At 44.3% G+C, this 24,972-nt stretch carries 23 protein-coding genes; 9 read left to right on the top strand and 14 right to left on the bottom strand.

The features are described from left to right. Positions 1-263: 263 nt before the first annotated feature. The 4 genes from FTU42_RS03525 to FTU42_RS03540 are packed head-to-tail and all read left to right on the top strand — an operon-like array spanning position 264 to position 5,093. Positions 264-1,724 carry a TolC family protein gene (locus FTU42_RS03525; protein WP_180083030.1) on the top strand — a complete coding sequence of 487 codons (1,461 nt, stop codon included), beginning with the start codon at positions 264-266 and terminating at the stop codon, positions 1,722-1,724. Between the two features lie 11 nt (positions 1,725-1,735). Then, positions 1,736-2,866 carry an HlyD family secretion protein gene (locus tag FTU42_RS03530; protein WP_180083031.1) on the top strand — a complete coding sequence of 377 codons (1,131 nt, stop codon included), beginning with the start codon at positions 1,736-1,738 and terminating at the stop codon, positions 2,864-2,866. Next, a complete protein-coding gene (locus FTU42_RS03535; RefSeq protein WP_180083032.1) occupies positions 2,866-3,996 on the top strand; it encodes an ABC transporter permease in 1,131 nt (376 codons plus the stop codon). The genes FTU42_RS03530 and FTU42_RS03535 overlap by 1 nt, the downstream gene beginning before the upstream one ends. Then, entirely contained in the window at positions 3,993-5,093 is a 1,101-nt protein-coding gene (locus tag FTU42_RS03540) for an ABC transporter permease (protein ID WP_180083033.1), read from the top strand. Before FTU42_RS03535 ends, FTU42_RS03540 begins: the two co-directional genes overlap by 4 nt. Before the next feature lie 27 nt (positions 5,094-5,120). Here FTU42_RS03540 and FTU42_RS03545 read toward each other — a convergent pair whose 3' ends face one another. From FTU42_RS03545 to FTU42_RS03570, 6 genes are all read right to left on the bottom strand, one after another. After that, a complete protein-coding gene (locus FTU42_RS03545) occupies positions 5,121-5,546 on the bottom strand; it encodes a DUF3887 domain-containing protein (RefSeq protein ID WP_071850638.1) in 426 nt (141 codons plus the stop codon). Between the two features lie 68 nt (positions 5,547-5,614). Beyond that, on the bottom strand, positions 5,615-8,608 hold the full coding sequence (gene gyrA, locus FTU42_RS03550; RefSeq protein ID WP_180083034.1) for a DNA gyrase subunit A: 2,994 nt from the start codon (positions 8,606-8,608) through the stop codon (positions 5,615-5,617). A 329-nt stretch (positions 8,609-8,937) separates the two neighbouring features. Next, on the bottom strand, positions 8,938-9,588 hold the full coding sequence (locus FTU42_RS03555) for a hypothetical protein (RefSeq protein WP_180083035.1): 651 nt from the start codon (positions 9,586-9,588) through the stop codon (positions 8,938-8,940). A 179-nt stretch (positions 9,589-9,767) separates the two neighbouring features. Continuing rightward, positions 9,768-10,700 (bottom strand): FAD-binding protein, encoded by a 933-nt coding sequence (locus tag FTU42_RS03560; RefSeq protein WP_180083036.1) that lies wholly within the window; start codon positions 10,698-10,700, stop codon positions 9,768-9,770. An 18-nt stretch (positions 10,701-10,718) separates the two neighbouring features. Next, positions 10,719-11,471 (bottom strand): electron transfer flavoprotein subunit beta/FixA family protein, encoded by a 753-nt coding sequence (locus FTU42_RS03565; RefSeq protein ID WP_005097655.1) that lies wholly within the window; start codon positions 11,469-11,471, stop codon positions 10,719-10,721. Between the two features lie 521 nt (positions 11,472-11,992). Further along, the gene (locus tag FTU42_RS03570; RefSeq protein ID WP_005097656.1) at positions 11,993-12,598 is read right to left on the bottom strand and encodes a LysE family translocator; all 606 of its coding nucleotides are present in this window, start codon (positions 12,596-12,598) and stop codon (positions 11,993-11,995) included. Between the two features lie 112 nt (positions 12,599-12,710). Here FTU42_RS03570 and FTU42_RS03575 point away from each other — a divergent pair, with 112 nt between their 5' ends. Next, a complete protein-coding gene (locus FTU42_RS03575; protein ID WP_004645712.1) occupies positions 12,711-13,205 on the top strand; it encodes an Lrp/AsnC family transcriptional regulator in 495 nt (164 codons plus the stop codon). 121 nt (positions 13,206-13,326) lie between these two features. Here the strand turns inward: FTU42_RS03575 and FTU42_RS03580 are convergent, their stop codons facing one another. The 7 genes from FTU42_RS03580 to FTU42_RS03610 all read right to left on the bottom strand — a co-directional run bounded on the left by FTU42_RS03580 (position 13,327) and on the right by FTU42_RS03610 (position 19,532). Continuing rightward, positions 13,327-13,767, bottom strand: a complete 441-nt coding sequence (locus tag FTU42_RS03580; protein ID WP_257225546.1) for a hypothetical protein — start codon at positions 13,765-13,767, stop codon at positions 13,327-13,329. A 231-nt stretch (positions 13,768-13,998) separates the two neighbouring features. Then, positions 13,999-14,934 carry a site-specific tyrosine recombinase/integron integrase gene (xerA, locus tag FTU42_RS03585; RefSeq protein ID WP_159138226.1) on the bottom strand — a complete coding sequence of 312 codons (936 nt, stop codon included), beginning with the start codon at positions 14,932-14,934 and terminating at the stop codon, positions 13,999-14,001. After that, the gene (locus FTU42_RS03590; RefSeq protein WP_227523632.1) at positions 14,935-15,540 is read right to left on the bottom strand and encodes an alpha/beta fold hydrolase; all 606 of its coding nucleotides are present in this window, start codon (positions 15,538-15,540) and stop codon (positions 14,935-14,937) included. A gap of 93 nt (positions 15,541-15,633) precedes the next feature. Continuing rightward, complete coding sequence (gene dapF, locus FTU42_RS03595; protein ID WP_100329077.1) at positions 15,634-16,479, bottom strand: diaminopimelate epimerase; 846 nt, start codon at positions 16,477-16,479, stop codon at positions 15,634-15,636. Positions 16,480-16,492: 13 nt separating this feature from the next. Then, positions 16,493-17,737 (bottom strand): diaminopimelate decarboxylase, encoded by a 1,245-nt coding sequence (gene lysA, locus FTU42_RS03600; RefSeq protein ID WP_074383381.1) that lies wholly within the window; start codon positions 17,735-17,737, stop codon positions 16,493-16,495. Between the two features lie 24 nt (positions 17,738-17,761). After that, complete coding sequence (locus FTU42_RS03605; protein ID WP_005097662.1) at positions 17,762-17,995, bottom strand: lipoprotein; 234 nt, start codon at positions 17,993-17,995, stop codon at positions 17,762-17,764. 133 nt (positions 17,996-18,128) lie between these two features. After that, on the bottom strand, positions 18,129-19,532 hold the full coding sequence (locus FTU42_RS03610) for an amino acid permease (RefSeq protein ID WP_005097664.1): 1,404 nt from the start codon (positions 19,530-19,532) through the stop codon (positions 18,129-18,131). Between the two features lie 320 nt (positions 19,533-19,852). Between FTU42_RS03610 and FTU42_RS03615 the strand changes: the two genes are divergently transcribed. Continuing rightward, positions 19,853-21,199, top strand: a complete 1,347-nt coding sequence (locus FTU42_RS03615; RefSeq protein WP_005097666.1) for a sodium:alanine symporter family protein — start codon at positions 19,853-19,855, stop codon at positions 21,197-21,199. Positions 21,200-21,299: 100 nt separating this feature from the next. Here FTU42_RS03615 and FTU42_RS03620 read toward each other — a convergent pair whose 3' ends face one another. Next, positions 21,300-21,704: a hypothetical protein gene (locus tag FTU42_RS03620; protein ID WP_180083037.1), complete on the bottom strand. Its 405-nt coding sequence runs from the start codon at positions 21,702-21,704 to the stop codon at positions 21,300-21,302. A 174-nt stretch (positions 21,705-21,878) separates the two neighbouring features. On the opposite strand from FTU42_RS03620, the gene radA reads away from it, so the two are divergent. The 3 genes from radA (at position 21,879) to FTU42_RS03635 (ending at position 24,971) form a co-directional block, all read left to right on the top strand. Continuing rightward, on the top strand, positions 21,879-23,270 hold the full coding sequence (radA, locus tag FTU42_RS03625) for a DNA repair protein RadA (RefSeq protein WP_180083038.1): 1,392 nt from the start codon (positions 21,879-21,881) through the stop codon (positions 23,268-23,270). Positions 23,271-23,388: 118 nt separating this feature from the next. Continuing rightward, positions 23,389-24,393 carry a Tim44 domain-containing protein gene (locus FTU42_RS03630; protein WP_180083039.1) on the top strand — a complete coding sequence of 335 codons (1,005 nt, stop codon included), beginning with the start codon at positions 23,389-23,391 and terminating at the stop codon, positions 24,391-24,393. A gap of 221 nt (positions 24,394-24,614) precedes the next feature. Next, positions 24,615-24,971: a hypothetical protein gene (locus tag FTU42_RS03635; RefSeq protein WP_180083040.1), complete on the top strand. Its 357-nt coding sequence runs from the start codon at positions 24,615-24,617 to the stop codon at positions 24,969-24,971. Position 24,972: the final 1 nt, after the last annotated feature.

Below are 24,972 nucleotides of genomic sequence, written 5' to 3' on the forward strand. Positions count from 1 at the left end.
GAGTCAAAAAATCAATGTAGATTCACAAGATAAATTGACCAGTATTTTAGCCTGCTGTTTTTATCATCTTTGCACTAACAATTGAAAATATTCAAAATTAAGCTATTTTTTAATTTTAGATATTCCATCAAAAATAGCCGATAAGTATTTGAAATACAGATGTAAAAGAAACAATACTATAACTTTACACTAGTTCTATCTACGAACCTTTGATTTATACTAGCCGGATAACATTACCGGCTTTAAATCAGTTTAGCGACTTTATGAACTTAAAGAAAAATAAAAGACAGCTTGTCTGGAGTTTAAATCTGCTTGCATCGATGATGTATGGCAGCTTTGCTCATGCACAGAGCATCAGCTTTCAGGACGCTGAACGTCAGTTGTTGCAAAATTCTTATAGCAGCCAAGCCTATCAAAGTCTGGAACAGGCCTCAAAACTTGAAGCTGAAGCAGTGAAAGGTATAGGTCTGCCACGAGTCGACCTGAATGTTCGTGCGTATGCCTTTCATAGTGAACTCGATCTGCCTTTGGGTGCATTAAAAAATAATTTAGAGCAATCCTTAACGGATGGTGTCAATAATAGAATTGATGAACTGAACTTAGGTGATCTGGCTGACCCGCTAAAAAATAGTCTAAGACAACCTATTCAAAATGGGGTGGGCTTAATTCCTGATAGTGCGAATGTCGTGCTGGATGATCAGGTGATTCGCCCAACGGTTTCAGTTATGATGCCGCTTTATACCGGTGGACTGACAAGCAGCGCCAAAGAAATCGCCAATATTCAGGTCGGTCGTAGTCAGCTCAGCAACAAACAGCAGCAAGACACGCAGCGTTTTGAACTGATTCAAAGTTATTTTAATGTACAACTCCAAAAGCAACTGCATGCAGCAGCACTATTTAACCTGAATGCCATGCAACAGCATTATCGCAATGCCTTAAAGATGGAACAGCAAGGTTTTATCAGTAAAGGCCAGCGCATGCAATTTGAAGTGGCACGTAATAATGCCGAACGCAGCCAGCAAAACACGCAAGCCAATTTGAATGCTGCCCTTTTCCATCTGAATAATCTGCTTCAAGAAAGTAGCATCACTGAGCTTTCAACGCCTTTATTTGTCAATAAAACCGAGCCACAGGCCTTAAATCATCTGCTGAAAACCTCTAGTCAGAACTCTGCGCTGATTCAAAAAATGCAGCTGGATACTCAATTAGCTCAAGCCAATGTCAAAGCCCAGCAAGCAGCGAAAAAACCGAATGTTTTTGCTTTTGGCGAATATAGTCTGGATCAAAATGAAAACTGGATTGTTGGGATTGCCGCACGCTATAACCTGTTTTCCGGGATCGATAAAAACAAAAATATTCAGGCTGCCGAACTCAAACGCTCTGCCACAGAACTGCTCACTGCACGCACCCAGCAGGAAATTGAAAATCTGATTTATAAATCTTATAGCGAAGCACTCAGTGCACAGCAAAGTGATGCGCTTCTGGCACAAAACTTGAAAGCCGCACAGGAAAATTTACGCATCCAAGAATTGTCCTTTAAAGAAGATATGGGCACCGCCACACAGGTCATCGATGCACAAAACATGCTGAGCGGACTACAAGCTGAAACTGCCTTGAATGCTTACAAATATGTGATGTCACTGGCCACACTATTACAAAGCCATGGCTCGATTGCAGAATTTCCGACCTACATTCAACATACCAACACCCACTATATTCGCTAATGGAGCCAAACATGAACGAAGATCAAAAATCCAATGATCCTGTGAATGAAGCGGCTTCATCCAGCGATACAGAAAAATCACCTGCGCAACAGGTAGAAACAAAAACTGAAATAGAAAACAACGCGACGACTTCGACCGAGCAACAACAAGCTCCTGAAATCGCTAAAAAGAAAAAATATTTATTGCTCGCCCTGATTCCTGTTCTACTGGCAGTCATCGCTTTTGGATTATGGAAAAGCTATCAACCGGCTCCGCTGGAATTGCAGGGTCGTGTAGAAGCTGAAACAGTTCAGGTAGCGACCAAAGTGCCAAGCCGTATTGAAGAAATTTATGTAGAAGAAGGTCAGCAGGTCAAAAAAGGCGATGTGCTGGTGCGCTTAAACAGCCCGGAAATTCAGGCCAAAAAACAGCAAGCCGTAGCGGCTTTGCAATCTGCGCTGGCCTTACAATCGACTGCTGAACGTGGCTCGCAGGAAGAAAATATCGCCAGTCTGTATGCCAACTGGCAATCGCTGAAAGCACAGCAAAATTTAGCCAAAGTTTCTTATGAGCGTGGTGCAAATTTATTGAAGGAAGGTGTGATTTCACGCCAGCGCCGTGATGAATTGTATGCAGCCAGTCAATCAGCGGCGCAAATGACAGAGGCGGCGTATCAGCAATATGCACGTGCCAAACGTGGCAGCACTTCGCAGCAAAAGAGTTCCGCCGATGCACAGGTAGATATTGCTCAGGCTGCGCTGGATGAAGCCAATGCTTTAGAAGCAGAAACCCAATTAGTAGCACCTGTAAACGGAACGGTGTCTAAAACCTATGGCAAAGTCTCGGAGCTGGTAGCCACCGCAGTCCCTGTGGTCAGCCTGATTGAAGATCAAATGTGGGTGAGCCTGAATATTCGTGAAGACCAATATGCCCCGTTTCAGAAAATGAGCAGTATTGAAGGTTATATTCCCGCCCTAGATAAAACCGCCACTTTTAAAATCAAACAGATCAGTGCCGAGGGTGAATTTGCCACCATTAAAACTACACGCCAAACCGGCGGTTATGATGTACGAAGTTTTAAGCTGCATCTTGTGCCCGCACCAGCGATTCCTGAACTCAAAGTCGGGATGAGCGTGTTATTTAAACTGAAAGAGACCCGATAATGTGGACGGGTATATGGCGCGAACTGCGCTATCTGCTCAACGAAAAATGGGATCTGTGTCTGGTCACGCTCGCACCTGCACTGGTGATTATTTTATTCAGCAGCATGTTTGCGCAGGGCAAGCCTACTCATTTACCCATTGCCATTATTGATCAAGACCGAAGTGCGCTCAGCCGAAGCATCTATCGACATGTCTCGCTCAATCATACCCTTAAAATTGAAACGGTATCCCAGCAAGTCGCTGAAGTTGAACACCTACTGAATGAAAATAAAATTTGGGGTTATATCCATATTCCAAATGGTGCCGAACAACGTTTTGTTCGTGCTCAGGATGCAGAAATTAGCATTGCCTTTAACCAGAGTTATTTCAGTATCGGAAATACCATCTCCTCTGCCATGCTGGTCAGTACCCTACAAGCACTGGCTGAATTTGGCGGACAGCAATATCTGGGCAACCGGCTGCCTTCTCTCGAAGCACCGTCACCGCATATCAAAATATCGCCGCTGTATAATCCACAACTGAATTATGAATTCTATCTGGAACCCTATGTCATTCCGGCAATTCTGCATTTACTGCTGTGTTGTTGTGTGGCATTTTCCGTCGGTCAGGAACTGAAGCGGCAGACCTTAACAAGCTGGATTAGCAACTCATCCATCTGGATGGCATTACTGTCTAAGAACCTGGTCTATGTGGCTATTTTTAGTCTATGGACCTGGATCTGGATGTTCTGGCTGATTGAAATTCGCGGCTGGTTTGTTGCCGGCTCGCTCGCTCTGATTCTATCGGCACAATTTCTGCTATATAGCGCTTATGCATTTTTAAGCAGTGCAGTGGTTCTGGCAACCAAAGATTTAAGTAAATCTTTTGGCATCATTGCGGTCTATGGTGGTTCATCTTTAAGTTTTGCCGGTGTGACTTTACCTTTAAATAATGCGCCCCTATTCACCCAGTTTTGGTCCAATATTATTCCGTTCACGCCCTATGCCAAATTACAAACTGAACAATGGGTGATTGGTAGTCCATTGCATATTTCACTGCAAGCTGGATTAATGCTGCTGATCTATGCCCTAGTCTACGCTCTGCTGGCTTATCTGTTTCTTAAAAAAATCGCCAAAGGAGCAACACCATGAAATCCCTTTGGTTTTACTATCTACAAAGCTTTAAAGATATCGTCAGTCACGGCACAATCTTTACCACGCTGATTCTATCTGTCTTGTTTTACAGCTTTTTTTATCCAACTGCTTATCAGGCGCAGCAGGCTGAAGCCTTACCGATTATCATTGTCGATGAAGAACAAAGTAGCTTAAGCACCCGCATTATTGGTCAGGTGGCACAAAGCCCCAATGTCGAAATTCAGGCGATTACCGGAAATTTTGCCGAAGCCAAACAATGGATGGAATCTCAAAAAGCCGATGGCATTTTACTGCTGCCGGACAATTTATCGCAAAGCTTAAGGCATGGTGAAACAGGTGGCATTGGCCTGTATTTAAGTACAGCCAACTTTTTAGTGACCAAACAAATTGGTCTGGGCTTAGCCACATCAGTTGAGCAAACTTTGGCAGATTATGCTGAACGCTTTGGCGAGGTCTCGGATTTTTCACCAGCCCTTTCTGTGCATCAAATTCCTTTATTTAATCCACTGTCCGGCTATGGCAGTTATGTCTTTCCTGCGGTTGCACCCTTAATTATCCACCAAACCATTCTTTTGGGTTTGAGTATGCTGATTTTGGTATATCGGGAAAGAAAAATAGAATTAAACGCAAATGCACTCATGGGAATGGGTTTAGCAGTCTTTACTATTGGCTGTCTGGAATGTTTCTATTTATTCGGTTTCAGCTTCTGGCTGTTTGATTATCCGCGCGGTGGCAACCTGTTCGGGATGCTACTGGCTGTTCCGGTTTTTATCTACACGATAATTGGCATGACCTGCCTATTTGCCAGTTTTCTGGATCTGCCAGAACGTGCGGGTCATGTGATTGTATTCACTTCCATTCCACTGTTCTTTTTATCTGGTGCGGCCTGGCCGCATGCTGCAATGCCTATCTGGATGCAAGTCGTTGGCGAAATCCTGCCCTCTACCCAAATTGTGCAGATGTTTATTCAACTCAATCAAATGGGTGTGCCTACCGCACTGGTCTTGCCTAAACTGCTCTATCTTGGAATGATCGGCAGCTTGTGTTTTTTCTTGGCTTATCGACGTTTAATTCCCAATCATCAAAGTAGATAGAGCATTATAGCAATGCCCTTATTCCACTTATTTATTCGACTCGCCAAAGACCTGAATATTGAAGTTACGAATCTTGTTGCTGCCATTCGGCTTGTCAAAACTCACATCATACTGAACTAGATTCTCCGGATAGGCAATTTCATAGCTGACCTTATATTGCCCCGGTTGATTGGTTGCTTCTTCAATCTCTTTGGTCATTAAAGTCTTAGACTTGTATTCACCTTGAGGAATTGAACGTGAAAAGCGTTTCATCAGCTTTTCATTGTCCTTAAACTGGGTTTGCAACTGCGGCTCTAACTGATCCAGAAATTCCTCATATTTCCCGTCACGCAAATCCTCATAAGCCAGCTGTGCCGCCTTTTCCTGTTCAGGACTCGGATTCGGAATATTGTCCATTGAATTACAGCCAGTCAATGCAACCGCTGCTGCCAACAACATTAATTTGGTTTTCATCGCTTACCCTTATGCAGTCAAGGTTTATAAAAAAGGACGCCGAAGCGCCCTTTTTATCAATAGAACACTTATTCTTCTACTGAGTTTTCACCATCTTTTTCAACATGTTCAGCTACTGCATCTGTTTCAGTCGCTACATCTGTTTCTGCTACTAAAGATTCTTCACCTTCAATCGCTTCAACAAACTCATCTTCTTCAACAGCTTCAACTGAAACCACACCAACCAGTAACTCTTCATTACCGAGACGGATCAGACGAACACCTTGTGCATTACGACCGGTTTGAGCCACTTCAGAGGCACGGGTACGAACCAAAGTACCGCCATCGGAAATTAACATCAGCTCTTTAGATGCATCAATCGCTACTGCACCGACCAACTGACCGTTACGTTCTGAGGTCTTGAGTGCAATCACACCCTTACCGCCACGTTTCTTGGTCGGGAAGTCATCCACCGGGGTACGTTTACCATAACCATTTTCAGAAGCACACAATACTTCGCCAGTTTCAGGGACAACAACTAAAGATACAATCCGGCTGATCAATGCTGAATCTGCAGCATCTTCATCATCAGACTCGATCTCAGTTTCTTCGCTTTCTTCCAGCAAGGCTGCTGCACCGATGGTCACGCGCATACCGCGCACACCTTTGGCTGAACGACCCATTGAACGTACATCAGTCTCTGCGAAGCGAATGGCTTTACCTTCGTTCGAGAACAACATGATTTGCTGTTCGCCGTCAGTAATCGCAACACCAATTAAAGTGTCATCGCCATTCAGTTCAATCGCACGTAAACCGTTTGAACGCACATTCGAGAACTGTTCAAGTTCTACACGTTTAATCGTACCGTATTCAGTCGCCATAAACACATAGAAGTTTTTACGAACCGCTTCAGCCTGCTGTGCAAAATCATTGATGATGTCATCATCAAGATCGGTCGTTGAAAGTTCTAAACCTAGCTCTTTCAATTGAACACGAAGTGCATCAGAAATATCATCCGCACCCTCTTCAGATTCAGCAAGTGCCGCTTCAAGTGCCGTAAAGTGACCATTAATCACTTCATTGCTTTGCAGTTGTGCAGCATTGGCTTTTACGAAGGCTTTGAAGTCCGCCAGACGTTCTTTGAATTTCTTCGGTGCATCAATCACCGGTAAAATTGCGGTAATGGTCTCGTTTTCGTCTAATGGCAACAAGTTCACCATTGGGCGACCTTTGGCACCACGTGATGCTTGTGGCACTTCATACACTTTCAGACGATAGACTTTACCAACGTTGGTAAAGCAAAGTACCGTCGCATGACTTGACGTCACAATCAGATGTTGAATGTAATCATCTTCTTTCATGCTGGTCGCAGACTTACCACGACCACCACGACGCTGTGCGGCATAGTCAGACAATGGTTGAGTTTTCGCATAACCTGTTTTTGAAACCGTCAGCACCATTTGCTCTTCAGGAATCAGATCTTCACGAGAGAAATCGATACGTGATTCAACAATCGAGGTTTTACGTGCATCGCCATATTGCTGAAGAATCAAAGCCAATTCTTCACGAATTACGTTCATCAACAGATTAAAGTCATTTAAAATTGCAGTCAGTTCAGCAATTTGCGCCAGAATTTCACTATATTCAGCATGTAACTTGTCTTGTTCAAGACCGGTTAAACGATGCAGACGCAGTTCCATAATCGCATTGACTTGGGTGGGTGACAGACGATAAATATCGCCATCCAGACCAAACGGACGACTTGGGTCTTCACCTTCAATCTCATCCGGACGAACAGAAACTGAACCGGCTTTTTCTAGCAATGCCAAAACACCGCCACCTGCCCATTCACCTGCCTGCAAACGCTCCCGCGCTTCAGCCGGATTCGCAGAACTCTTAATGGTTTCGATGATGGCATCAATATTCGCCAGGGCAACGGTTAAACCTTCCAAGATATGCCCACGTTCACGCGCTTTGCGTAATTCGAACATGGTACGACGCGTGACCACTTCCTGACGGTGACGGATAAATGCCGCAATGATGTCTTTCAGGTTCATCAATTTTGGTTGGCCATTGTCCAGACAAACCATGTTGATGCTGAAAGAGTTTTCAAGTTGCGTGTTCTGGAACAGGTTGTTCACGATCACTTCAGCGTTTTCACCACGCTTCAAGTCAATCGCGATACGCATACCGTCTTTGTCAGACTCGTCACGAAGCTCTGAAATACCTTCCAGTTTTTTCTCTTTGACCAGTTCAGCAATACGCTCAATGGTTTTTGCTTTATTGACCTGATATGGAATTTCAGTAAATACGATGGTGGTACGGCCATTCTTCGGATCTTCTTCGAAATGGTACTTACCACGGATATGCAAACGGCCCTTACCGGTACGGTAAGCATCGACGATGCCTGATTTACCGTAAATGATACCGCCTGTCGGGAAATCCGGACCAGAAATATGTTCCATCAACCCTTCGATACTGATCTGAGGATCATTGGCATAGGCCAGACACGCATTCACCACTTCAGTCATGTTATGCGGCGCCATATTGGTCGCCATACCGACTGCAATACCGGTAACACCATTAATCAATAAGTTCGGTACACGGGTTGGCATGACTTGAGGAATACGCTCAGAGCCATCGTAGTTGTCTTCCCACTCGACGGTATCTTTTTCAAGATCCGCTAACAGTTCGTGGGTCAGTTTACGCATACGCACTTCGGTATAACGCATGGCTGCTGCGCTATCACCATCGACCGAACCGAAGTTACCTTGACCATCAACCAATTGGTAACGCAAGCTGAAATCTTGCGCCATTCGTACAATCGTTTCATATACGGCAAAATCACCATGCGGGTGATATTTACCGATCACGTCACCGACTACACGTGCAGACTTTTTATAAGCTTTGTTATAGTCATTGCCTAATTCGTGCATTGCGAAAAGCACACGACGATGAACAGGTTTTAAACCATCTCGTACATCGGGCAATGCACGTGACACAATCACGCTCATCGCATAATCGAGATATGAGCTTTTAAGTTCATCCTCAATGGCAATCGGTCTAATTTCCGATACGCTCATGCATACTCCTTATTCTACAAGCCAATTTTGGCTTGTATTTATATGTCGTAAAACTAGCAAAATCATTAACTCAAACGACTGAGTTAAAAACTAAAATACAGCCCTAAATTATAGCATAAACACTTGTATTTTTGTGTCGAAATATTCAGCTTAACCTTGTTAATTATCTTCATTTTAGTGATCATTTTCTTGTTATTTCAGCGTCAAAAACAAGTGCACCACATCCATATTTTTTCGCACCCGAAATATACATAAAAACAGCAGTGCAAAAAAAAGATGCACACACAAAATGGGCATCTTCCTTAGATTTAATCTGTCTTTTAATGCGCTTAATTCAGTACCTTGCGATAAGTCAGCACCGCCACAATCAATAGAATCGGCAATAGCATCTCCACCCCTTCCTCAATGGTCATGATCATGACCTGGGTATGTGGTATGAGCTGAATATTGAATTCCTCCCTGAGGGTTGACGTCGTGCGATCCAGAACCTTGCTCAGTCCGCCACAGGCAATGGTCAGGAAGATAAAAAAATGCGCAATATTCAAAGAATCTTTCATGCTGCGTATGGTGTTTACCAATTTTTTTGCCAGTACCAGAAAGACAAAAATAATCCCGAGCAATAAAATAAAGCCCAGCAGCTTGTCCATGAGCGGAATTTCAGCACTACGATAGAAATTCGTTTTGATAAAACTCATTTCAAACACCTGCTTATGAAAATCCATTTCCCGTAATCCCAATAATGTCGCTGCTATAGCCGTAAACACTCGGGTATTGGGCTTGATTTCAACATTAAGTAAACACAGCACTGCCAGCAAGTACCATAACCATGGACTCATGACTTCAAAAGCGCCTGATTCACTAAATAAATACTGAGTCACCGCAGGCGGTGCATTCAAGGCAGTATGAATACAAATACCCAGATAAAGCGCAATCAGCAGAAAACTAATGAACAGGATATGGGCGGCTTTGGAAAAGGACATGATTAAAAACAGGAGAAAAAGCAAACCGGGATTTTATCACTTTTCATGCAAATGAAATACTCTAGTTTCGACTGCCGAGTATTTTTAAAATTTTTGCATAAGAAAACGCCCTTGCACAAAACAGTAAAGCATTGCTTTTACTGCCTGCGCAAGAGCGTCTTTTGAACCCGATTCAGGAATTAGATTTTAGAAACCAATTCAGGAATAACAGTATTCAGGTCACCGACTAACCAGTAGTCAGCAACTGCATTAATTGGCGCTTCTTCGTCTTTGTTGATCGCAACGATCACTTTAGACTCTTTCATACCCGCCAAATGCTGAATCGCACCAGAGATACCGACTGCGATGTACAGATCAGGCGCAACGATTTTACCAGTTTGACCCACTTGCATATCGTTTGGTACGAAGCCAGCATCTACCGCAGCACGTGATGCACCTTGAGCAGCACCAAGCTTGTCAGCCAATGGATCAAGGATCTTGTGATAGTTCTCACCAGAACCAACACCACGACCACCAGAAACTACAATACGCGCAGCTGTCAGTTCAGGTCGTTCAGATTTTACGATTTCTTCGTTGATAAACTTAGAAATACCGGCATCACCAGTAGACGCAGCAGCTTCTACAGAGGCAGAACCGCCTTCAGCAGCTACAGCATCAAATGCTGTACCACGAACAGTTGCCAGTACGACATTTTCGCCCGACTCTACAGTTGCAATCGCGTTGCCTGCATAGATCGGACGCTTGAATGTTTTAGGACCATCGACTGCGATGATGTCCGTAATCATGCTTACGTCAAGAAGCGCAGCTGCACGTGGCAAAATGTTTTTACCAGTTGTTGTAGAAGCAGCAAGGATATGTGTATAGCCTTTACCTAATTCAGCAACAAGTTTAGCCACATTTTCAGCCAATTGGTTTGCATAAGCAGCGTCATCAGCAAGTACGACTTTGCTTACACCCGTAACTTTCGCTGCTTGATCAGCAACTGCTTGAGCGCCAGAACCAGCAACCAATACAGTGATATCACCACCGATTTTTTGCGCCGCAGCAACAACGTTTAAAGTAGCAGCGTTTAATGCTTTGTTGTCGTGCTCAGCGATAACTAAAATACTCATGATTTTTATCCTTCTGTATTAGATCACTTTCGCTTCGTTTTTCAATTTTTCTACAAGCTCGTCTACAGACTTCACTTGTACGCCAGCTTTACGCTCTGCAGGTGATTCAACTTTTACTGTTTTCAGTTTAGTTGTGGTCGTTACACCAAAATCTGCAGGCGACTTGTTATCAAGCGGTTTTTTACGCGCTTTCATGATGTTTGGAAGCGCTGCATAACGTGGCTCGTTCAAACGCAAGTCAGTGGTAATAATGGCTGGAAGTGCAAGTTCAACAGTTTGTAAACCACCGTCTACTTCACGTGTTACTTGTACTTTGTCGCCATCTACTTTCACTTCAGAAGCAAATGTACCTTGGCCCGCACCCATTAGAGCGCCAAGCATCTGACCAACCTGATTAGAGTCGTCATCAATGGCTTGCTTACCTAGAAGGATTAATTGTGGTTGTTCAGCTTCAACAACACCTTTCAGGATTTTAGCAATTTCTAGCGCACCGAGCTGGCTGTCATCAGCTTCAACCAGAATACCGCGGTCAGCACCAAGCGCCATTGCAGAACGGATCTGTTCTTGCGCTTCTTTAGGACCAATAGAAACAACAATGATTTCTGAAACAGTTCCTTTTTCTTTTAAACGAACCGCTTCTTCCACTGCGATTTCACAGAATGGGTTAATTGACATTTTAACGTTGGTTAAGTCAACACCACTGTTGTCCGGTTTAACACGAACTTTAACGTTGGCATCAACCACACGTTTTACAGCAACAAGAGCCTTCATGTAATCCTCGGCTGTTTTAGCAAATGTAAATGTTGAGAAAAGTTAGTGTAACTCTTCACTTAAATTTTTTTAGGTGCCCTATCTTGCAATGTGTACGGCATTTCGGTCAAGTCACAATTCAACAAAGAGCTGTAAAAATGCGTAAATTTACCTGAACGATGCGTTCACAATTAATTGTTATCCATTTATTACAATGAAATGTATAAACATTTACTTAAAATTTAAGCATTGATTTATATTATTTTTTTATTTGATTAGTCACATCAATAGTTCTGATTGAAAAGCTGTACGCAAAATAAAATGAAAGTAGTTGGCAGCAAAACTGGCAGGATGAACCCACAATCATATTTGTCATTTTAGACAGAAATCTTCTTTGAAACGGATTTGGCCCACTAAAAAGACCAATTGACTGAATAAGCAACCCGCTCACTTATAGATATGCTGGAAAAGTCATCTCTTTTTCAAGTGCTTTTAACTATAAAAAAAGCATACTGTGAAAAGTATGCTTTTTTGAATCGGGCTTAATTGATGATGAGCCAGCTTGCTGCAAGCGCCAATAAACCACCAGAAGTTCCGTCTACCCATTTTTGTTTACGTTCATCAATCTGGGTTTTCTGGCTGATTTTGCTGAACAAAATACTTAAGCCACAATACACCACAAAAATCAGACCAATAAAAATAAAGGACAGAATCAAACCTTGACTGACAGTATTGGCCGATTTATCAATAAACTGCGGCAAAATCGCAAAATAAATCAGCATGCCTTTCGGGTTTAATAACGCAGTAAAAAAACCTTTTTGAATCGGATTGGCTGACGTCTTTTTCTCAATGTTCAGCACATTTTTACTGAATACTGACTTGAACAGGCCAAAGGCCAGATACAGCAGATAAGCAATTCCGAGCCAGCGAATCGTTTCAAACAGCACCGGAAAGGACACAATAATCGCGGCAATTCCGAGTGCGACCAGAATCGAATGCACCAGATAACCACAACACACACCGACAGTCGCCATCATGCCTGCTTTTGCATCTTTACCCATCACTTGAGACAGGATAAATAACATATCGGGTCCAGGCGTAAAAATCAGGGGAAGCACGGTCAGTGCAAAGAGTACAAATACAGACATTTCCTTTTCCTTTCAAACTCCAGAAAGTGAAACAAGTATCTGCGATTTTTTACAAAATTGGCTTTCAATTTATTTTATAATAAGTCTTATTTTTCGAATATTATTCTAATTTATGAAAATATCCACCAAGTCTGTGCGAGTAAAACTTGATCGAATTGATAAAAATATCATTCGACATTTACAAGCCAATGGCCGTATTCAAAATAATGATCTGGCGCGGGAAATTGGACTTTCACCTTCCTCCTGTTTGCGGCGGGTCAAATTACTGGAAGATGCGGGTGTGATTCAGAATTACACCACCATTGTCGATCAGCAGAAAATTGGCTTTCAGCTGATTTTGTTTTCACGGATTTGGCTGGTCGGTCAAGATGCCGAAACCATTGACACTTTTATTGAGGCGATGAAAGAACTACCTCAAGTGATGGAGTGCTATATCATTTTGGGGGAAAGTGATGCCATGCTGAAAGTCGTGGTGCCTGATCTGGAAAGTTACCGTAAATTCCAGTCGACCCATCTGACTAAAAAAAATGGTATTACCAGTGTTAAAACCGATTTACCGAGTCAGATTATTAAACAGAGTTTCCAATTGCCTTTAGAGGATTTATAAACGAATGGATTAAGAGTGACGATGGCGTATTTTTAATTCCAGCGCTAAATAATCATAGCCAGCTTAAAGCACCCGCTATGTTGCAGATAGATAGATCGCAAGTTTGACGATAAGAAAAATATCAGGTTGCCTTGTTTAAAGACAACCTTTTTCTTGAGTAAAGCCGAGATACTAGGGAGTTTAGGCAGTTACCTGTGCTAAAATCACGATGAATATGGCTTAAATCCACCAATTCATAGTCTGATAATTCAAAAACTGTCCAAATCGCAATCGCATCTTCTTTTAAATCGACCGCTTGGGTGGCACGATTCGACACTTGCCACTGTAAATCAGAAATCCATAAATAGTATTGTCCTGTCATTGCATTAAATGCCTGAACTTTACCATCGGCATTAATCCCTTGAATGATGGCACCTTCAGGTAAAGTCGCTGCAAGACTCGGTAAGCTAATGTCCACAAAATGCTTGATTTGTCGCAAACCATAACCTGCAAACATTTCTTTTTGAGCTGCGCTTAACTGTGCATATTTTTGTTCTATATCTGCAATCACTATTGTGTCCATATCAATTCCCATCCGCCAAATGCTGAGACTTTGCTCAGTCATACTTCATTTTAAATATTAATTACTCGTTCTTGTTATACCTGAAATGACGCATTTAACGAATAAGACAATAGTGAAATGCCCCAACAGAACGCCAGTTTTCAGTTCAATTCCATTTTAAGGTTTAAATATGAAAGTTTTATGCCAAAAATATATATTCATGATTTTTAATTTCTACCACTTAGCGCATGATCAATCCTTTTTATGCTGTGCACGCGGATGCGCCTGATCATAAATTTGTGCCAGATGATCAAAATCGACATGGGTATAAATCTGGGTGGTGCTTAAATTACTGTGGCCCAGCATTTCCTGAACCGCACGTAAGTCGCGGCTATTCGACAGCATATGACTGGCAAAGCAGTGACGTAACAAATGCGGATGTAAATCCACATTGACGCCTGCGCGCTGCGCCTGAAACTTGACCCGATTTTCAATTTGGCGTGCACCCAGTGGATTGCCCTTCTGGGTAATAAATACATTCGCCTCTGGCACAAAATCGCCATTCCAGCGTGGATAAAGCTGTAACCAGGCCATAACACTCTCTTTGGCCTTGGAGCCAAAAGGCACGATCCGGGTTTTATTGCCCTTACCAGTAATACGTAACAACTGCCGGTTAAAGTCGATATCTTTGATTCTGAGGTTTTGTAATTCGGCCAGACGCAACCCACTGGAATACAGCAACTCCAGAATCGCTTTGTCCCGGAGCCACATTTGCTGCTGGATTTCATTTTCAGGCGCAGGCTGATCGATGATCTGATTCACGGTTTCAATGTCTACCATGCCCGGCAAAGGACGCGATTGGCGCTTTAACTGAAAATCATCAGCCGGATTAAAAGCGAGATGCTGGGCCTGCTCTGCCCATTTCATAAACTGGCGAATGGACGACAGCATGCGCTGAAGACTGCTGGGACTCAGCTGATGCTGTTCGACTTTTTCAGCCAGAAACTGGCGCAGGTCTGTGGCTTCTACATCATTTAAATTGAGCTGCTCACGCTGGCAAAACTCTAAAAAATCCGAGACATCACGAGCATAGGCCTGCAAGGTATGTTTAGACTGGTTCTGGATTTCACGTTCTTTCAGCCACATATTGAGCAAAAGTTGAGGGGGCACAGTCACTGCATGCTCCATTTAAAATTGCTCCAGATAATCTTGAATCAGTGCTGCCACCTGATCTGCATGAGTGTTGGCAAAGAAATGATTTCCGCCTTGGATGATATGCAGTTTTGCATGTTTAAATATTTTTTCTAAGTATTGTCCTACTTGAATCGTGCTTAGAGGATCATGATCTGCCCAAATTAGCAAAATGGGAATTTCAAGACCGGCGAGCTGATCAGGATTAAATTCAGTGTGATCTTGTACAAACCAGTTCGGTACTGCTTTAAACTGTTCACGATAATCTGTTCGCCAGTCGGCACAGTGAAATCTCTTCAAATTTAAACCGCCTGATGTCGCCAACAATACCAGCCCTTTGACTTTTTGCGGATGCTTAAGCGCCAACCCAACTGCCAGTACACCACCCATCGACTGGGCAATCAGAATGGAGTCATCCTGAATCTGCCTATTTACTAGTTCTTGCAAATCATACAGGTTTTGAATGGCTACATTTGGCGTTACCCCATCAAATCCTGGATAGGCAATGACCTGCTGATCTGGATATTCGGTTAATGCTGCTCTTAACGGCTGCCAAAAACCTTGGCTGCCAGATGCACCCGGTAAAAATACAAGCTGATTCATGAAGGCATAATCATGCATATTAAATTTCAGTTTCATCCTAACATAAAAAAAGCACCGTTCTGAGCACGGTGCTTTTTTAAAACTTAATGCCGATTAACCCTGAAAATAACGCAAATCCAGACGCCCTTCATACACGGTCGCCGTTGGTCCGGTCATCCAGACCACATCACCTTCTTTCCACTCGATCTGCAACTTGCCACCTGCCAGCTCGATTTCAACCTTGCTCGACAGCAGACCACGGCGCATCCCGGAAATGGCTGCGGCACAGGCACCTGTACCACAGGCCAGAGTCTCGCCGACACCACGTTCATATACACGCAAACGCGCATGTTTTTCATCAATGATCTGCATAAAGCCAGCATTGACCCGTGCCGGGAAACGCGCATGCGCTTCAACTTGTGGGCCAATACGTGCCACATCGGCAGCAATCACATCCGGTACAATCGTCACCGCATGCGGATTACCCATATTCACCACATCAATGCTCAGCTTTTCACCGCCAGTAAGCTCAATGTCATACAGGCTTTCCGGTGCATCGGCCAAAAATGGAATGTCCTGCGGCAGGAATTTCGGATAGCCCATATTGACCCGCACCCAGCCATTGGCGCCCAATTCTGGCTCTACAATACCAGACTTCGTCTGTACCTTGATTTTGGTTTTGCTGGTCAGCTGACGGTCATGCACAAACTTGGCAAAACAGCGCACGCCATTGCCACATTGTTCTACTTCCGAACCATCGGCATTAAAAATCCGGTATTTAAAATCTGCACTTGGTACGTCTGGAGGCTCAACCACCAGCAGCTGATCAAAACCAATACCAAAGTTACGATTGGCCAAGCGCTGAATGGTGACCGGATCTAAATAAGCGCGCTGGCTGATCAGATCAACCACCATAAAGTCATTGCCCAGACCATGCATCTTGGTAAATTCTAATAACATCTCGATTTAGTCCTTAAGGCAATAAACGCTCACGTTCCCAAAGCGATTCAATCGTCTCACGTTCACGAATCAAATGTGCCTGATCTGCATCAACCATCACTTCAGCCGCACGGCCACGGCTGTTGTAGTTTGAGCTCATCACAAAACCGTAGGCACCTGCGCCTAAGACTGCCAGTACATCATTTTCTTTGATTGCCAATTCACGCTCTTTACCGAGGAAATCACCGGTTTCACAGATCGCACCCACCACATCCCATTCTTTAGTTTCAGCATCAGTACGCGGCCTAACAGGTTGAATGTCCATCCATGCTTCATATAAAGCCGGGCGAATCAGGTCGTTCATCGCGGCATCAATAATCGCGAAATTACGGTGATTGGTGGGTTTGAGCAGATCGACTTTGGTCAGCAATACACCCGCATTGGCAGAAATACTACGCCCCGGCTCCATATACACTTTCAGGCCCAATTTTTCTAAAGCTGGACGCAGCGCATTGGCATATTCTTCAACCGATGGCGGAGTTTCATCTTTATAAGTCACACCCAAACCACCACCAATATCGATGTGTTTGAGGTGGATACCCATTTCTTTGAGCTGGTCAATCATGACAATGACACGATCCAGCGCATCAACAAAAGGCTGGGTTTCGGTGAGCTGTGAACCGATATGACAGTCAATCCCGACCACATCCAGATTGGCCAGTGACGCCGCATATTGATAGGTTGCAAATACGCTATCAGATGGAATACCGAATTTATTTTCTTTTAGACCGGTTGAAATATAAGGATGGGTTTTGGCATCGACGTCCGGATTCACGCGCAATGAAATCGGCGCTTTAACATTCAATTCAGCCGCAACCTTTTGAATACGATCCAGCTCGGCATGAGATTCCACATTAAAGCAGGCAATGCCCACTTCTAAGGCTTTTTTAATATCTGCTTCAGTTTTACCCAGACCCGAAAATACAATTTTTGCGGCATCACCACCGGCTTTCAGTACACGTGCCAATTCACCGCCGGTCACAATATCAAAACCGGCCCCCTGTTTGGCCAATACATTCAATACCGCAAGATTGGAGTTGGACTTTACCGCGAAACAGATTTGATGATCGATAAAGTTAAAAGCACGGTCCATATCTAAAAAATGCTTTTCCAAGGTGGCTTTGGAATAAACATAGAGAGGTGTGCCAAATTGCTCTGCGAGCTGTTGTAATGAACATTGCTCAGCGTGCAATACCCCATTAATGCGGGTGAAACTCATGAAGGTATCCTTTCTTTGAAAGCGTTAAGGTGTAGTCGTTGAATCTGATGCTTCAGGCGCAGCAAACTGTTGTTGCACAGGGGCATCTCGTTCTTCATCGGAGGCTTTGGATTCAGCTTCGGTATTTTTATATAACAAATACTTGGCACGCTTGTCGTAATCTGGATCATTCGGCAAGTGCAACGCACCTGACTGCCCACAAGCTGCAAGAACAAGACTTGTCGCCAAGATACTGATGTAGCAAATGACTTGATGCATCTGACCACCTAATTGAATAGTGTTTCGATGAAGTATAACGCGATGATCACCATGACCAAAGCGCTAAAGCCTAGAGATTATCTTTAGCGATAAAAAAACGCCAGCAGATCGCTGACGTTTTTATTGATAAGGTTTATTTATGTTTCTGTTTATAGAAACCGAAATAGCCAATAACCAGAAGGATAAACCAGATCGGGCTGACCATCAGTGCTTGACGGGTATCGTCTTCCAGCGCCAACACCACGATCATGCTCAGGAAGAATACGATCACAATCCAGCAGGTCACCAGACCGCCCGGCAACTTAAAGGTCGATTTGGCATGCAATTCTGGACGTGTTTTGTAGTACACGATATAGCTCCAGATAATGATGATCCAGACACAGATAAACAGAATCGTGGATAAAGTCGTTGCTAAAGTGAAAGCGCGGACGGTATCTGGAACGAAATACTGTAGTGCTGCACCCAGCAACAAACATACCGCAGAGAAATACAAGGCATTTGCCGGAACTGCACGACGGTTTAAGCGACCAAAGGCAAGTGGTGCCTGCTCTTCACGCGACAGACCGAACAGCATACGACTGGTCGAGAATACCCCACTGTTCATCGATGACATCACCGAGGACAACACCACCAGGTTCATGATGATCGCAGCTGCGGCAATACCAGCCTGACTAAACAGGTTCACAAAGGGCGAGATATTTGGATCAATCTGATTCCATGGCGTTACCGACATCACAATCAAAAGTGCCAGTACATAGAAAATAATGATACGGATCGGAATCGAGTTCACTGCTTTCGGCAGGTTCTTTTCCGGATCTTTGGTTTCAGCTGCGGTCGTACCCACCAGCTCTACACCCACGAAGGCAAAAATCGCAATCTGGAACCCGGCCAGGAAACCCATCGCTCCAGTCGGGAAGATACCGCCATGTGACCAGATATGACTAAATGACGCAACTGTGCCGGCATCCGAGGTAAACCCGGTAAAGACCATCCACAGGCCAACGGCAATCAGCACCACAATCGCGATAATCTTGACCAGAGCAAACCAGAATTCCATTTCACCAAACAGTTTGACCGTGACCAGGTTCAAACCCATGATAAACACAATCGCGGCAACGCTGATCATCACTCCTTCTTCAGGACTAAAGGGCAAGCCATTATTGAAGAATTGCAGGTAATAAATAATCGCGGATAGATCTGCGATCCCGATAGTGATCCAGCACAGCCAGTAGGTCCAGCCAACAAAGTATCCGGCCCAAGGCCCGATCAGATCCGTGGCAAAATCAATGAATGATTTATATTGCAAATTCGAGAGCAACAACTCACCGAGTGCACGCATTACCAGAAATACCATAAAACCGATGATCATATAGATCACCAGAATAGAAGGACCTGCGAGACTGATGGTCTTGCCCGAACCCATAAACAGGCCGGTTCCGATGGCGCCACCAATGGCAATAAGCTGTAGATGCCGATTGGATAAACTTCGCTGTAACTCACCGTGCTCTGCCGATGAACTGTTATATTTTTCTGACATTATTGATTTCAACTTCGAGTTTTACTCGCGACAAATTAACGTAAAAAAGCCTGAATACAAAAAGAAAAATCACATCATTTGTATTTTCTGCCTAAACTGTAAAGTTCATTTATTTTTCTTATATCTCACTCGCGCCAGCTTAACGCTTATTTTTTCGACGCCCGAGATTCAAGAAACTTCTTGTCAAAGCAGCAAAACCATGTAAAAACTAGAACACAATTCTGCCATTTTAAGTATTCAGGATGAATACCGATGGCACAATAATTGCTTTTTAATCAATATCTCGAATTACATAGACATGGATCAATAAGAAGAATTTTATGCAAAATTTACAAAGTTTAATGGAGACTTTAAGCGGCTGGGTCTGGGGCCCTTATATGCTGGTACTGATTGTCGGCACCGGCATATTCCTCACTTTCCGCTTATTGTTCTGGCAATTCCGTATGCTGCCACTGGCCTTCAAACAGGTTTTTGGCAAGCATCCCGAGCACTCAGGTGATATTTCCCAGTTCGCTTCACTGATGACCGCACTGTCTGCCACGATTGGTACCGGTAATATTGCCGGCGTAGCCACCGCCTGTGTGCTGGGTGGTCCGGGTGCGGTGTTCTGGATGTGGATGACTGCACTGTTTGGTATGGCGACTAAATACGGTGAAGGTGTCCTTGCAGTCAAATACCGAATTAAAAATGAAAAAGGTGAAATGTCGGGTGGTCCGATGTACTACATCGAACGTGGCCTCAAATGGAAATGGCTGGCGCTGATTTTTGCCTTGTTCGGGACACTGGCCTCTTTTGGGATCGGCAGTTCAGTGCAGTCCAATACTGTTGCACTGGCAGTTGAAAACAGTTTGGGGATCGAAACCTGGATGACCGGCATTATCATTACTGCCTTTTCAGCACTGGTGATTTTGGGCGGGATTAAATCGATTTCCAAGGCATCTTCGGTGATTGTTCCAATCATGGCGGTAGGCTATGTGGCTGGTGGTCTGGTCATTATTCTCAACAATTTAGAACTGGTAGCACCTGCACTAAAAATGATCTTCACCTATGCTTTTACTGGTGAAGCTGCAGTAGGCGGTGCGATTGGTGCGGCGATTCGTTATGGTGTAGCACGTGGGGTATTCTCGAATGAAGCCGGCATGGGCTCTGCGCCGATTGCAGCCGCAGCAGCAAAAACCGACCATCCTGCCCGTCAAGGTCTGGTCTCTATGACCGGTACTTTTATTGATACCATTATTGTCTGTTCAATTACTGGTATTGTTCTGGTCATGGGCTACATCATGGCCGGTAATTCATTTGGTGATCAGACCGGTGCAGTACTGACGATTGGCGTGTTCGACAAACTCCTGCCCGGTGTCGGTGGCTGGGTCGTCACCTTCGGAATTATTTTCTTTGCTTATTCCACGATTTTAGGCTGGAGCTACTACGGCGAAAAATGTGCCACTTACTTGCTCGGCGAAAAGTTCGTTCTACCCTATCGTATTATTTATATTGCATCGGTTTTTGTCGGCTGTATCGCGACACTGGATCTGGTCTGGTTATTTGCCGATACCTTTAATGGTCTGATGGCGGTTCCCAACCTGATTGCATTGCTGTTATTGTCTGGCGTGATTGCCAAGGAATCGAAAGACTTCATCGCAAGACGTAAATCTGGTGAACTTTATTAACCGCCTTATTGCTTAAATCCCGAACCAAGAGAATAAAAAGCCACATCAATTGTGGCTTTTTATTATTAATTATTCGAAATTCAAATCCAATATTCATGTTCTATGAGCGTAAACCGCCCCATTCTGGTAATTTGCCGTCAGATTCGAGTTCAAGTGCCAGTCCTAAAGATAAAACAAAAAACTGAATGCCTTTAATTTTCATATTGCCCTGTTCATCTTCCAGATATCCACTCAATTTTTGATAGGTTTTATGATGCAGATCAAAAGGTACATCCAGATAAAGCCCACCCAGGTAGATTTCACTATGGACGGTTTGATCCAGACCTAAACACGGCATATAGACAATGCCCTGTTGCTCTAGCCAGCCGATCAAAATCTGGCGAACCGAGTCTGCGTTCCGATCTGGATGTATATAATGATCAAAATGCACAAATAACACATCACGGTTTTTTTCACGTGCGATCGCATCAATATGTTTCAGCAATTGTGACAAGATCTGTTCCATTCCAGCATAACAAGACGGGCATTATAGACGGCGTTACCGCACAGTATTCAAATCAGCATAAATAAAAGCGACAAACCTTGTCGTAAAAACCATGATTTTTCAGGTGAAAGGCTTGGTTTTCGATAGCATTCACCGCTATGCTGTCACTCAATTTCAATCGCTTCATCTTCAAATATGGCTAAAGCAAAAAGTGTGTATCGTTGTGAACAATGTGGTGCCGATCATCCCAAATGGTCGGGGCAGTGTTCTGAATGCGGGGAATGGAACAGCCTGGTTGAGGTGACCATTGCACCGGCAGTGACGCATCGCGCCCAGCCAAAAATTGGTGGTGGATACGCCGGCCAGGCGTCTAGCATTACTACCTTAAATCAGGTCTCAGTCTCTCATGAAACCCGTCTTCCGACGGGTATCAGCGAATTTGACCGAGTCTTGGGTGGCGGACTGGTGACCGGTTCGGTGGTCCTGATCGGCGGTGATCCCGGGATTGGTAAATCTACCATCTTGCTACAAACAGCCACGCACATGGCATCTGCCAAAAATCCGGCCCTGTATGTGACCGGTGAGGAATCCCTGTCTCAGGTCGCATTACGTGCCCAGCGTCTGGATCTGCCGACCGACCAGCTCAAAGTCATGGCAGAAACCTGCGTCGAACGTATTTGTGAAGTGCTGGCCCAGCAACGTCCTGCGGTGGCAATCCTGGACTCGATCCAAACCTTGTATACCGAAACCCTGCAATCTGCACCAGGTGGTGTCTCACAGATTCGTGAATCAGCGGCCCTGTTGACCCGTTTTGCCAAAAATAGCGGCACGTCTTTGTTTCTGGTCGGTCATGTGACCAAAGAAGGCGCACTGGCCGGCCCACGTGTACTGGAACATATGGTCGACTGTGTGCTGTATTTTGAAGGCCAGTCGGATTCACGTTACCGAATGATCCGAGCGGTCAAAAACCGTTTTGGTGCGGTTAATGAACTCGGTGTGTTCGGCATGACCGACAAAGGTCTACGCGAAGTATCTAATCCTTCAGCCATCTTTTTAAGCCGTTATGATGAAGCGATTCCGGGCTCGATTGTCATGATCAGTCGTGAAGGCACGCGTCCACTCCTGGTCGAAGTACAGGCTTTGGTCGATGATGCGCATGGTCAGCCACGACGGGTCGCGCTGGGTCTGGACCAGAACCGCCTGAATATGCTCTTGGCCGTCATGCATCGGCATGGTGGTGTGCAAACCTCCGGCCAGGATGTCTATGTCAATATCGTCGGTGGTTTGAAAATCACCGAAACCGGTTCGGATCTGGCGGTACTTCTCGCCTGCGCTTCCAGTATTCGTGGCAAGGCCTTACCACAACAACTGGCTGTTTTTGGGGAAGTCGGGCTGTCTGGTGAAATTCGTCCCGTGCCAAATGGACAGGAACGTCTGAAAGAAGCGATCAAGCATGGTTTTAAATACATTATTGTGCCGCGTGGCAATGCACCGCAAAAAACCATTGCAGGCGTGCAAATTATTGCTGTTGCCCGTTTGCATGAAGCCCTGAGTGAAGCCATGTCTTTAAGTGATGAGCTAAATTAAGCATCAGGCAGTGAATTTGCAGTAAAGCGCAAAAAAATACAGATTTTTGATTGAAATTCCACACAAAGCCTATATAAATAGACTGTACAAATAGGTTTTATTCTCATAGGAAAAATGAATGCAAGTTCGACAGCGCGGTTTGATTACAGGTATCTTGACAGCAGTATTATTGGTTGCGCCTTTTGCTGCTGAAGCAAAACGTGCCGGTGGCGGTAAAAGTCACGGTATGCAACGTTCTGCACAGCCTACCCAATCTTATCAACAACCTCGTCAAGCTGCGCCTGCTCAACAAGCGCCAGTTGCCGGTGCTGCAACCCAGCAAAAATCTGGCCCAGGTGTGGGTGGTATGGTTGCTGCCGGTGTAGCGGGTGCTGCGATTGGTGCCGTAGCTGCCAATGCATTGGCCGATGATCAAAGTGTAGCAGCATCTGAAGCTCAGGCTGCTCAAGCAGAAGAGGAAAAAGGTGGTATTCCGGGCTGGATCTGGATCCTTCTTGCTGCTGCTGTTGCCTTCTTCATTTTCCGTAAAATGAGCGCAAAAAAAAAAGTAGCTTCTAACCCTTTTGCACCAAATAGCGGTGCTGGTAATACAGCACCTTTTGGTCAGGCACCGACTGCACCTCGCGGTGGTGACAGTACCAATATTTTTGGCCAGAACGTGGGTGGTCAAACGTCAAGCAATAATGCTCCGCTTGGTTCCGCTCCGGTAAATAATGCGCCTTTTGGTGCAGCTTATACCCAAAGTGGCAGCCAGTTACCGGATGGTACTGAACCTGCTGCATTCTTGCGTGTAGCGCGTCAGCGTTTTAACCATATTCAGTCCATGAATACAGCAAGCAACATTTCTGAAATTCAGCGTTATCTGACTCCTGATCTTTATCAGTCAATGTATAACGACATCATGAGCAATCAGGATCAGGATGTTGCCGAGTTTTTAAATCTGAATGCGATGGTTGTCGACTCATCGACTGACAATGGCCAGTATATTGTCAGCGTACGCTTTACCGGTACGGTAAGCGAAGACTTAAACAGCTTGCCGCAACCGTTCGCAGAAATCTGGCATTTCACCAAACCAGTAGCTTCAAATCAGGACTGGGTGGTTGCAGGTATTCAGCAAGACTAATTCGTAATAGATTGTTTTTAAACAGCGGCTTTCAAGCCGCTGTTTTTATTTTTAAATTCTATATATTTTAATCCACGCTCCCCCTCCCCCCCTTTTTTTAGACTTATCAATAGTTCTTTATATTTTTCACTTAAATAGCTTTATATTTCTTATTTTAAATATAAATAATAATTGTTATCATTCTCACTAATTACTTCATAAATTTGTAAATAGAATTTCCGATGATGAGTAGTCCGAATATGCATGCAATAGCGACTGAAACAGTTACTGCACCGAGTCCATCGAGCAAAAATAAAGTTAAAGCAAATCTGCTGGTTTATCGTGGGATGATTTTATATCGCTTTCTTTTGGCTGGTGTCGGCGGTTATATGCTTGCCTCGCTGGCTGCCATCGTGATTGCCCAGATGTTTATGGATGCAGGAAGCAGTGCTGCCATGTCAGCCTCCCTGATTGGTTTTAGCCTGAATACCGCAGCCTTTATTTGGGTATTTATGGTCAACAAAACTATCAAGGCAACGCTCGGAATCGTAATTCCCAGTGTTTTGCTCTATATCAGCTATAAATTCCTAGGAAATTAAG

The organism is Acinetobacter sp. YH12102, assembly GCF_013419125.1.
Lineage (GTDB): Bacteria > Pseudomonadota > Gammaproteobacteria > Pseudomonadales > Moraxellaceae > Acinetobacter > Acinetobacter pseudolwoffii.